Here is a 10,106-nt window from a genome sequence, read left to right as displayed (position 1 = left end):
TCTGGGGCCGTCCGGCTCCTGAGCCTCGCCGCCGTCGACGTCGGTTTATCTACCTGCTTTGAGGAACGAAGCACTAGAGCGGGTGGTGGCCGCGATCGGATTCGACGCCCTCAGCCGCTACAGCCGCGGCGAAAAACTCCCGGACATCCTCGAGTCCGTTCACGCCCGGCTCCAGCAGGTCACCGATCCAGCGCTTGGCTGGCCGGCCCTTCTTGAAGAGTACGAGGCCGCAGACGCCGTCAGCCTGCTGACCGTCCACCGCAGCAAGGGCCTCGAATACCACACCGTCTTCTTCCTCGGCCTCGACGACGATCAGTGGTGGGCGCACGCTAAGGACGTACACGGATCGACATCGGCGTTCTTCGTCGGGCTGTCCCGTGCGGCCCAGCGTTTGGTTTTCACCAGCACGTCGTCAACGGCCCGCACAGGCGGAATCGCTGACCTTTATGCGCTGCTCGACCAGGCGGGCATCACTGAGCGAGTGGTCACCGCCCAGGCGCGGCCCGATGTCTAACCTGCGCCGCTCGAATATCAGGGTCACGGGAGCTGAGCTGCGGTTAAGCATTGCGGTGGTATTTGCTGGTCGTACTGTGCCGACGGATTTTCAGCCGTCGGATCGCAGATCGTTGAGATCGGTCACCCCGCGGGCTAGCCGACGCCTGGACCCGACTGTCCTCCGGAAGCACGCGGGATGCACCCTCCGGATCCGACCTACCGGATGTCGATCATCGAAGCCGACAGCATCATCCTAGATCCCCCGCCAAACCAGCGTTTTTGATCCAGCGTCCCCAACGAGGACTACGCGAGAACTGCGTAGCGATGACCTTCCCAGACGGAAGAGCTCCATCCGGGCGCCGGTTCTCCTGCGCCCAACGCCAGGCAGCGCGGTGCATGTTCACGATCTCGATGTCAGGGCGCCCTGCTCGGTACAGAGGAAGAGCCAGATCGCGACACATCTCGACTCCAACCTCAGGAACGTCTGACCCTTTGGCCGATAGAGTCTCCTCGCGGTCCTGCACACGACTCGAGGTCACTGACAGCCGACGGACCTGGGACATCAACAGCTCATAACTGCCGATCAGAGCGGCACTCGGCCAAGCAGCGATAATCCGGCCGATCATGCTGGGCTCGGCGACCGCGATGTTCGCACCCAGGCTGGCGAGGCTGGCTACCACGAGAAGGCTCCAGGCCAGTACGCCGCCGCGGGAGCCGTACCGGTTAGCCAGAAGGATGGACATCGAAGCGACGACGATGGCGCCATCCACCGCGAGCGGGATGAGCACCGCCGCGAAGTGGTCTTCACCATGACGCAGGCACAGTTCATGCATGTGGCGGAAAGAGACGATGGCCGCGATTCCGGCTAGCAGTACGACCCCGCCGATAGTCGTGCGCTGAATGTTGCGGACCGCAAGGATGCTCGGTTCCACCGTTCACCCCTGTCCCAACAGGAACTTCGTGGTGAGGGTGAAGTGGTGTGCAATTGGTTCGACTCCCCCCGCGGATACCACCTGGCGAACACCTCGCCCTGCGCCGCGCGCGAGCCCGCCAGGTGCTCGGTGCCGGAGAGCATGGTGAACAGTTTGATCAGGTGCTCGGGGCCCGCGCCCGCGGAGCGGAGGAGGCTCTCGATGTTGGCGAAGACCTGTCGCGCCTGCGACTCGGCGTCCGGGCCCGCGAGGGTGCCGTCCTCCAGGACGCCGACCTGACCGGAGATCATCAGCAGCTCGTGGTCGGCGGGCGCGGTGGCCAGGTGGCTGTACCGGCCGAGCGGCGCGGCCGGGCCCGGGGGATTCCATCGGCGGATCATCGGCTCTCCTCGTCGTACGGGGTCGTGCGTCATTTGACGCGCCCCATCCTTCCTTCCCATGACCTTGGTCACGCGGTCGGGGATCGGCGGTCAGCGAGGAAGCGCGCGTCCGAGGAAGTCGTCGACGAGCCGGGCGATCTGTGCCCCGTGGCTCTCCAGGGCGAAGTGACCGGCGGGAAGCAGATGGATCTCCGCGTCGGGCAGGTCGCGCTGGAAGGCCGTGGCGCCACCTAGCCTGAAGATCTCATCGTGGGCTCCCCAGGCGGCGAGCAGCGGGACCTGGCTGGCGCGGAAGTACTCCTGGAAGGCCGGGTAGAGATCGATGTTGGTGACGTAGTCGCGGGTGAGCCGGAGCTGGATCTCGGCGTTGCCCGGACGCCGCAGCAGCGCGACGTCGTGGAGCCAGGTGTCGGGGCTGACGAGGCTCTCGTCGGGCACGCCGTGGGTGTACTGCCAGCGGATCGCGTCGAGCGTCTGGAACCGGCGGATGGGAGCCTCGGTGGCCGAGGAGGGATCGGTGCCGTAGGCCCGGATCGGGGCCCAGAAGTCCTCGTCCAGCCCGTCGAGGTAGGCGTTGCCGTTCTGGGTGACGATCGCGGTGACGCGCTCCGGATGGGCTGCGGCGAGCCGCCAGCCGATGGGCGCGCCGTAGTCCTGTACGTACATGGCGAAGCGTGACAGGCCCAGCCGCTCGGTGAAGGCGGCGGTGATCTCGGCCAGGTTCGCGAAGGTGTAGTCGAAGTCGTCCGCGGACGGCGCCGCGGAGTAGCCGAAGCCGAGATGGTCGGGTGCGACGAGCCGGTACCGGGTGGCCAGCCTCGGAATGAGGTCGCGGAACATGTGGGAGCTCGTCGGATAGCCGTGCAGCAGGAGCAGGACCGGCGCGTCCGGGTCTCCGGCCTCCCGGTAGAAGATCTCCTGCCCGCGCACGACGACGGTGCGGTAGTGGGTCCGCTCATCCATGTCTAACCCCTTTGAGTCGTTGAGGGAGTTACTCATGGCTAGCGAAGCACCATCACTGCTAACCTGTCAACATGCTCAAGGTGGTTATAAGGGATGTTGACCTCCTCCTGGACCTGCTCAACACCGCCCCCGTGGTCGACGGCGTCCCCACGGACACGCTGGAGGACCCGCACGCCGCCGACCGGTGGCTGGGCGAGCGCGACCTGCCCCGCTCACCGGCCGCCGTCGCCTCGGCCCGCCGCGTCAGGGACGCGGTCGCCCGCGTCGTCAGGGGCGAGGAGTCCGCCCGGACGCTGGAGCCCTTTCTCGAAGGGGTGTCGCAGACCCCGTCGATCGACGACGACGGCGTGCACTGGGAGCTGAGCACCGGCTCCGCCGACCTGTTCGGCCTCCGGTGCGTGCTGGCCTGGGCCCATCTCCAGGAGACCCTGCCCGGCCGCCTGCGCCCGTGCGCCAACGACGACTGCCGCCTGTTCCTCGTGGACCGCAGCCGGGCCAACACCCGCCGCTGGTGCTCGATGGCCGCCTGCGGCAACCGCCTCAAGGCACGGCGGCACCACCGGCGCGCGACAGGCCGGGACGGCGACGGCTGACCTGGCAGGCATACGGCCGAGGAGCGCCGGGCCCCGTTCACACCGTGGCGACCGAGATCCACATCTTGCAATCGAACACGAAGTACGATCGAATGAACACGAAAGGGTTCCGGAACGCCACCGAACGATCATTGATCATCCTCGTCCCACCGGGCGCGAGACGCGCCGAGGCCGGGCGCGGGGCCCACCCGCCACGACGAGGGGTGACACCGGAGCCGTCGGAGCAGGACCATTCCGAGGAGAGCCCGTGACCATGTGGATGCTGCTGGACTACGGCGAGGTCATCTCCCTGCCGCAGCCGCTCGACGCGACAACCGCCATGGCGGAGCTCATCGGCCAGGACCACACGACCTTCCGCGACCGCTACTGGCGTCACCGCGAAGCCTACGACAGGGGCCAGGCCTCCCACTCCTACTGGAGCGCGGTCGCCGGCAGGACACTCGCCGACGACGATCCGCTCGTCGCCAAGCTCAACGCGGCCGACGTCGCGAGCTGGTTCCACCTCAACCCGCGGAGCCTGCGCGCCATCGAGGATCTCGCGGGACACCACAGGCTCGCCCTGCTGTCCAACGCCCCCGAGCCGCTGGCGGCGGCCATCGACGACGCCCCCTGGTCGGCGGCGTTCGCCCACCTCTTCTACAGCTGCCGCCTGGCTCTGACCAAGCCGGACCCCGCCATCTTCGAGGAGGTCCTGCGCCGCCTCGGCGCCGCCCCCGGCGACGTCACCTTCCTCGACGACCGGGCCGTCAACGTCCGCGCCGCGGCGGCACTCGGCATCAACGCCCTCCTCTACCCGGAGTGGCCCTCCCTCCCCGGCACGGGCTGACGGCCGTGGTCACACCGGCTTTCCACCGGCCAGCAGCAAGGCGGAACGGTGCTGTCATCCCGCCTTGACTGTCTCAAAATATGTTTCAGAATATATCTCAATACTCTTTAGCCGGTGGCGAGAGGTAGCGATAGAGCGTCGCGCGGGACACGCCGAGGGCGGCGGCGATCTCGGCCATGGTGTGCGAGCCGGCCGCGTCCATCCGCCGGGCGGCCTCGACCATCTCGGGCGTCATCGCGCCGGGCCTGCCGCTCCTTCGGCGACGCGTCGTCGCTCCGCCTCCGGCGGGCGGCCCGGTCCCGGAAGAACCGGACACGGAAGAACCGGACACGGAAGGGCTGGCATCGGCGGAGGGCCCGTCGCCGACGGACGGCCCGCCACCGGCGGAGGCGACAGCCACGGCATCGGCATCGGCATCGGCGGATGATCCAGCACGAGCGGGCGGCACGGCGTCGGGGAACAGGCGGCGCACGCCCGCCAGCACCTCCCGCCGCAGCGACTCGGTCGGCGCGTCGGCGAGGATGATGACCGGGTCGCTGAGCATGGCGATGGCCTGGGCCGCCCGTACCCGTTCGCGCAGGTCGGGGTCGGGGCCGGAGACGATGTGGTTGGCCGTGGTCATGGCCTCGACGAAACGCTGGAACACGGACTCGTGCGCGAACAGCGCGACGTCCTGGAGGATCATCCGCAGCGAGCCCCTGTGGGCGAGGTGCACGTCCAGCAGACCTTCGAGCAGCACCCAGCGCGTCTCCTCCGGATCGGGCCGGACGGCCGTGGCGACCGCCGACTCCAGGTCCTCGAGGAGCGGCTCCGCGAGCGCGCTGAGGATGTCGGCCTTGGCGGAGAAGTGGTAGAGGACCGCCGTCTTGGTGAGGTCGAGCCGCTCGGCGATCTCCCGGATCGACGTCCGCTGGAAGCCGTTCCGGCCGAACAGCTCCCGCGCGGCCTCCAGGATCCTTTCGCGGGTGCCGGAGACGGGACTCTCCGCCGCCGGTTCCTCGCTCACGGGCCGGGCTCCGCCGCGCTTGTCGCTCACGCCCCGAAGTCTAGCGCCTTGCCTAACCCCGGGTCAGTGTCCTACCGTGACGTTACTGACCGACGGTCAGTAATTCCCTGCCATGGAGGATGAGATGACGGCCAAGAACAGGGATGTCCTGATCTCGGGGGCCAGCGCGGCGGGTCCGACGCTGACGTACTGGCTGGCCCGCCACGGATTCCGGCCCGTCGTGGTCGAGCGTGCCCCGAGCCCGCGCGAGGGCGGATACCCGATCGACGTGTTCGACCCGGCGGTGGAGGTCGCACGCCGGATGGACATCCTGCCAAGCCTGCGGCAGGCCAGGGTGGAGATGACGGAGCTGTCGTTCGTGGACGGCGCCGGGAGGCGGCGGGCGGGCATCGACTCGCGGGCGCTCCCGAATCGCGGCATCGAGCTGCCCCGCGGGGATCTGGTGAGAATCCTCCACGACGTGACCCGAAACGACGTCGAGTACGTCTTCGGCGACTCCATCAGCACGATGGAGGAGGACGGCGACGGGGTGGACGTCACCTTCGAGAGCGGTGGCACCCGCCGCTTCGACCTGGTGGTCGGCGCCGACGGCCTGCACTCGCTCACCCGCGCGCTGGCCCTCGGCGAGGAGGCGCGCTTCATCCACCACCTCGGCTACTACGTCGCAGCCGCCGACGTGGGCAAGGAGATGGGCCTGCACGACAAGGTGGTGATGTACAACGAACCGGGCAAGATGGCCGGCGTCTACAGCTACCTCGACCGGGCCACGGCGATCTTCGTGTTCCGCCACCCCGAGTTGCACGGCGACGACCACCGCGACCCCGACCGGCAGAGGCGGGTGCTGGCGGAGGCCTTCGCCGACGCCTCCTGGCGGGTGCCGGACCTTCTGGCGCAGGTGACGTCCGCGCCCGACTTCTACTTCGACTCGGTGAGCCAGATCAAAATGCCCCGATGGTCGAGCGGACGCGTCACGCTGGCCGGCGACGCCGCCCACTGCCCGGCGCTGCTCTCCGGGCACGGCACCACCCTGGCGATGCTGGGGGCGTACGTGCTGGCGGGCGAGCTCCACGCCGCCGCGGGCGACCACCACGTGGCGTTCGCCCGCTACGAGGAGAAGCATCGCAAGGTTGTGGAGCGCGGCCAGTCGAGTGTCTCCCAGGGCGCGGGCCTGCTCGTCCCCGGCAGCGCGTCCGCCATCCGGGTGCGCAACCTGCTGGCCCCGCTGTCGGGCGCGCTGATCGTCGCGAACCGGCTGGCGAGCCTCCTCCCCCGCAGGACGCCCGTCCTCGAGGATTACGGGCCGGGCCCCCTCGCCACGGTGCCGCCGGCCGGGCTCACCTGACGATTCCGCCGGGCACGGGTGGCGGACGGTCACGCCGAGAAGCGGGCGACCCACTCGCGGGCTCCGGGGAGGATCTCCTCCACCGGCGCCACCTGCGGGTACCAGGTGCGCTCCCACTCCAGGGAGACCCAGCCGTCGAAACCGCGCAGCAACTCGCCGCACTCGTCGAGGGGAACCCCGCCCGCCCACATCGGCACCGGGGTCGTGTCGCCGGCCGAGACCGCGTCCTTGATCTGCACGTACGCCAGATGCCCGGCCAGCGCCGCCAGGGTCTTCGCGGGCTCCTCACCGTGCCGCCACGGGTGCAGCACGTCCCACAGCGCGCCCGCCGCCTCGGGGACGCCCGCCGCGTCCAGCAGCCGCCCGACCGCGGCGCCGGTCGGCATCGCGTCATGGGTCTCCACCAGCACCCGTACCCCTGACTCCCCGCACAGGTCCGCGACCGCGCGCAGCCTCCGCGCCCCCGCCTCGACGTCCTCTCCCCCGGGGAACACCCGTACGGCGGGGGCACCCAGGTCGGCGGCGAGCACGAGGTCGTCCCGCAGAGCCCGCACGACGGGTTCGTCGGGCCCCGCCGCGGCGATCCTGACGTATCCGGCGAGAGCGGAGATCTCCAGGCGGGCGGCACCGGGCGGGCCGCCGGCGGGGTTCCCCGCGCCTTCCGGACCGTCGCCCAGCGCCCCGGCATCCTTCGGAGTGTCACCCGGCACTCCGATCCCCCTCGGAGCATCGCCCCGCGCCCCGGCGTCCTTCGGGCCGTCGCCTCGCGCCCCGGCCCCTTCCCGATGGTCACCCGACGACCCGGCGAAGGAGGCGCGGACCGTCGCGCGCCGCGCCGGAGAGAGCCCGGCGTGGACCCCGGTGTCGGGGTGGAGGCGAAGTTCGAGGCCGGCGCACCCGTACTCCACCGCCGTCGCGACGGCCTCACGCAGTCCCTGCCCGGGCATGCCGAGCGTGCTGAACGCCAATCTCATCGGGGCTTCCTCCCTGCCGCCACTCGGAAAGCGCTTCCCGAGAAGGTTCATCGTAGACGCCACGCAGCCTCGCGGTGACGGGGCTCCACCGCGCGAGACCACGGGGCGAGTCATCCGCCGCACCGGATTAGGGTCGCGCGACTGAGGGGAGGCCTCAGGTGATGCCGATCGGGGGGCGCGGAGCCGGAGGAGCCCCGGACTCGCAGCGACATCGACCTTCTCAGCTGGAGAATCGCATGACAGGACGCGTATCGGCCCCGGGCGACCTCGGCCGCCGGATCGCCAGGCGACGCGAGGACCTCGGCCTCACCCGGGACGAGCTGGCGAGGCGGGCCGGGATCGATCCGGGCTATCTCGCCTACCTGGAGGACGCCGTGGCCTCGCCGAACACCGGCACCGTGAACCGCGTGGCCACCGCCCTGGACACCAGGCCCGAGGAATTGGTCGGCGGGGACCTCGACCTGCCGCCCGGACGGTGCCGACCGGCCCCGTCCGGGCTGGAGAAGCTGGACCGGGACGAGTGCCTGCGGCTCATCACCCCCGGCGGGGTGGGGCGGATCGCCTTCGAGGAGATCGGCGGGCCGGTGATCCTGCCCGTCAACTACGCCCTGCACGGCAACTCGGTGATCTTCCGCACCGCTTTCGGCGGCCCGCTCGACGACACCCTGCGCACCGGGGTGCAGGGGGTCGAGTCCAAGGTCGCCTTCGAGGTCGACCGGATCGACGACGCCGGCCGCGAGGGCTGGAGCGTGCTGGTGCGCGGCGGGGTGCACCATGTCTCCTCGGAAGAGGACCGGGCCGCCCTGGCGGCGCTGGGCGTCCGGCCGTGGGCGGGAGGTGAGCGGGAGCTGTACGTGAGGATCGCCGCCACCGAGGTCACCGGCCGTCGCATCCGCCGCGACCCGTGATCCCCGCGGAGATGGACGCCTGGGTCGTCACCCGCCCCGGGCCGATCTCCTCGCGCCCCCTGCGGCCGGTCCGCGTCCCGGTCCCCTCCCCCGGGCCCGGTGAGGTGCTGGTCCGCGTCGAGGCCTGCGCGGTCTGCCGTACCGACCTGCACCTCGCCGAGGGCGATCTCCGGCCGCGACGCCCGAGGACCACGCCCGGCCACGAGGCCGTGGGCAGGGTGGTGGCCGCCGGCCCGAACGCCGGCCGGCTGGCGCCGGGCACCCGGGTGGGCGTGGCCTGGCTCCGCTCGACCTGCGGGCACTGCCGCCACTGCCTGCGGGGCGCGGAGAACCTCTGTCCCGACTCGACCTACACCGGCTGGGACGCCGACGGCGGCTACGCCGAGTACCTGACCGTTCCCGAGGACTTCGCCTACCCGCTCCCCGGCGACACCCCCGCGGAGAAGCTCGCGCCGCTGCTGTGCGCGGGGATCATCGGCTACCGGGCCCTGCTCCGCAGCGACCTGCCGCCCGGCGGGCGCCTGGGCGTCTACGGTTTCGGCGCCTCGGCGCACCTGACCGCGCAGATCGCCATCGCCCAGGGCGTGACCGTGCACGTGCTGACCCGTTCGGCCGGGGCCAGGGAGCTGGCCCTGGCCCTGGGCGCGGCCTCGGCGGGCGACGCCGCGGACGCCCCGCCCGAACCGCTGGACTCGGCGATCCTGTTCGCCCCGGTGGGCGAGCTGGTGCCGGTCGCGCTGGCCGCCCTGGACCGGGGCGGCACCCTGGCGGTGGCGGGCATCCATCTCAGCGACATCCCGGCTCTGACCTACCAGCGCCACCTGTTCCAGGAGCGCACCCTGCGCAGCGTCACCGCCAACACCCGCGCCGACGGCCGCGCCTACCTGGAACTGGCCGCACTCCACCCGCCCCGGGTGACGACGGTGCCCTACCCCCTGGCCGAGGCCGACCGCGCCCTCGCCGACCTGGCCGCGGACCGCGTCGAGGGCGCCGCCGTCCTGACGCTCCCCCCACCCTGACGCACGCCCCTTCTCCCGTACGGCACGAGGAGACCAAGGCCGACAACACCAGGCGGCCATTTCGCGAAGCCGTCGATCTCCTGCCCGCCCTGGCCGCCCTGGCCGCCCTGGCCGACGACGTGCACGCCGCTGCCGAGCGGGCGCGCAAGGGCGAGGGCTCCGACATCCCTACGACCACCCGAGTAACGAGCTTCCCCATGCATGGATTCGAACACGCCGCCACGGCACCGACTCCGCGAAATCCGCCAGCCTAAGCCGAGCGAAGGGGATTTCACACACGGACTCGTCCGCGTACCGGACGAACGCCATGGGAACCTCGCGACCGTGACGCGCCTCGACCACGTCTTGTCCCGCCATATCCGGAGCGTACGAATCTGCGGCACGCCTCACGGATCACAAAAATCCCGTAAGTCCGACATCACGGAGCGTTATCAAAGCACATGATCACGCGGATTTGTCGTCAGGTACGGTTCCAGCCGGACAAACCGTGTCCGTAAATCTTGTTACCAGGGCGTTCGACTGGTGAGAAGATCCGGGGTGCTCCGAATAGCAAACGCAGTACTCGCAAAATTACCGGAACCGCTGCACGCGCTTGCGCTGAAGCACCGTGAACCGCTGAAGTTCGCGGTGGTGGGTGGAACAGCGTTCTTAGTGGACAACACGGTGTT

At 70.4% G+C, this 10,106-nt stretch carries 11 protein-coding genes; 6 read left to right on the top strand and 5 right to left on the bottom strand.

Annotation, left to right across the window (positions count from 1 at the left end; translation table 11 throughout):
• The first annotated feature begins 58 nt into the window (after positions 1-58).
• Positions 59-514: a 3'-5' exonuclease gene (locus ACSDR0_RS47700; RefSeq protein ID WP_435295623.1), complete on the top strand. Its 456-nt coding sequence runs from the start codon at positions 59-61 to the stop codon at positions 512-514.
• A 229-nt stretch (positions 515-743) separates the two neighbouring features.
• On the opposite strand, the gene ACSDR0_RS47695 is transcribed toward ACSDR0_RS47700, so the two are convergent.
• From ACSDR0_RS47695 to ACSDR0_RS47685, 3 genes are all read right to left on the bottom strand, one after another.
• Entirely contained in the window at positions 744-1,427 is a 684-nt protein-coding gene (locus ACSDR0_RS47695; RefSeq protein ID WP_435295622.1) for a DUF2637 domain-containing protein, read from the bottom strand.
• Positions 1,361-1,807, bottom strand: coding sequence for a RidA family protein (locus ACSDR0_RS47690; RefSeq protein WP_435295621.1), 447 nt, complete (start codon positions 1,805-1,807; stop codon positions 1,361-1,363). Before ACSDR0_RS47690 ends, ACSDR0_RS47695 begins: the two co-directional genes overlap by 67 nt.
• Positions 1,808-1,897: 90 nt before the next feature.
• Positions 1,898-2,770 (bottom strand): alpha/beta fold hydrolase, encoded by an 873-nt coding sequence (locus tag ACSDR0_RS47685; RefSeq protein WP_435295620.1) that lies wholly within the window; start codon positions 2,768-2,770, stop codon positions 1,898-1,900.
• 71 nt (positions 2,771-2,841) lie between these two features.
• Between ACSDR0_RS47685 and ACSDR0_RS47680 the strand changes: the two genes are divergently transcribed.
• Positions 2,842-3,363, top strand: a complete 522-nt coding sequence (locus tag ACSDR0_RS47680) for a CGNR zinc finger domain-containing protein (protein WP_435295619.1) — start codon at positions 2,842-2,844, stop codon at positions 3,361-3,363.
• A gap of 253 nt (positions 3,364-3,616) precedes the next feature.
• On the top strand, positions 3,617-4,189 hold the full coding sequence (locus ACSDR0_RS47675; protein WP_435295624.1) for an HAD-IA family hydrolase: 573 nt from the start codon (positions 3,617-3,619) through the stop codon (positions 4,187-4,189).
• A 97-nt stretch (positions 4,190-4,286) separates the two neighbouring features.
• Here ACSDR0_RS47675 and ACSDR0_RS47670 read toward each other — a convergent pair whose 3' ends face one another.
• On the bottom strand, positions 4,287-5,225 hold the full coding sequence (locus tag ACSDR0_RS47670; RefSeq protein WP_435295618.1) for a TetR family transcriptional regulator: 939 nt from the start codon (positions 5,223-5,225) through the stop codon (positions 4,287-4,289).
• Between the two features lie 94 nt (positions 5,226-5,319).
• Between ACSDR0_RS47670 and ACSDR0_RS47665 the strand changes: the two genes are divergently transcribed.
• On the top strand, positions 5,320-6,537 hold the full coding sequence (locus tag ACSDR0_RS47665; protein WP_435295617.1) for an FAD-dependent monooxygenase: 1,218 nt from the start codon (positions 5,320-5,322) through the stop codon (positions 6,535-6,537).
• A 29-nt stretch (positions 6,538-6,566) separates the two neighbouring features.
• Here ACSDR0_RS47665 and ACSDR0_RS47660 read toward each other — a convergent pair whose 3' ends face one another.
• On the bottom strand, positions 6,567-7,511 hold the full coding sequence (locus tag ACSDR0_RS47660) for a sugar phosphate isomerase/epimerase family protein (RefSeq protein ID WP_435295616.1): 945 nt from the start codon (positions 7,509-7,511) through the stop codon (positions 6,567-6,569).
• Between the two features lie 236 nt (positions 7,512-7,747).
• Between ACSDR0_RS47660 and ACSDR0_RS47655 the strand changes: the two genes are divergently transcribed.
• A complete protein-coding gene (locus tag ACSDR0_RS47655) occupies positions 7,748-8,419 on the top strand; it encodes a pyridoxamine 5'-phosphate oxidase family protein (RefSeq protein WP_435295615.1) in 672 nt (223 codons plus the stop codon).
• A complete protein-coding gene (locus ACSDR0_RS47650; protein ID WP_435295614.1) occupies positions 8,416-9,438 on the top strand; it encodes a zinc-dependent alcohol dehydrogenase family protein in 1,023 nt (340 codons plus the stop codon). The genes ACSDR0_RS47655 and ACSDR0_RS47650 overlap by 4 nt, the downstream gene beginning before the upstream one ends.
• The last annotated feature ends 668 nt before the right edge of the window (positions 9,439-10,106 follow it).

Source organism: Streptosporangium sp. G11 (assembly GCF_051192615.1).
Taxonomy (GTDB): domain Bacteria; phylum Actinomycetota; class Actinomycetes; order Streptosporangiales; family Streptosporangiaceae; genus Streptosporangium.
The sequence above is the reverse complement of the archived record's forward strand: the minus strand, read 5'-3'. Positions and strand labels throughout refer to the sequence as shown.

Excerpts from the sequence above, each read along its gene's own strand:
- ACSDR0_RS47690 (WP_435295621.1), bottom strand. The coding sequence starts at position 1,807 with ATGATCCGCCGATGGAATCCCCCGGGCCCGGCCGCGCCGCTCGGCCGG.
- ACSDR0_RS47685 (WP_435295620.1), bottom strand. The coding sequence starts at position 2,770 with ATGGATGAGCGGACCCACTACCGCACCGTCGTCGTGCGCGGGCAGGAG.
- ACSDR0_RS47680 (WP_435295619.1), top strand. The coding sequence starts at position 2,842 with ATGCTCAAGGTGGTTATAAGGGATGTTGACCTCCTCCTGGACCTGCTC.
- ACSDR0_RS47675 (WP_435295624.1), top strand. The coding sequence starts at position 3,617 with ATGTGGATGCTGCTGGACTACGGCGAGGTCATCTCCCTGCCGCAGCCG.
- ACSDR0_RS47665 (WP_435295617.1), top strand. The coding sequence starts at position 5,320 with ATGACGGCCAAGAACAGGGATGTCCTGATCTCGGGGGCCAGCGCGGCG.
- ACSDR0_RS47660 (WP_435295616.1), bottom strand. The coding sequence starts at position 7,511 with ATGAGATTGGCGTTCAGCACGCTCGGCATGCCCGGGCAGGGACTGCGT.
- ACSDR0_RS47655 (WP_435295615.1), top strand. The coding sequence starts at position 7,748 with ATGACAGGACGCGTATCGGCCCCGGGCGACCTCGGCCGCCGGATCGCC.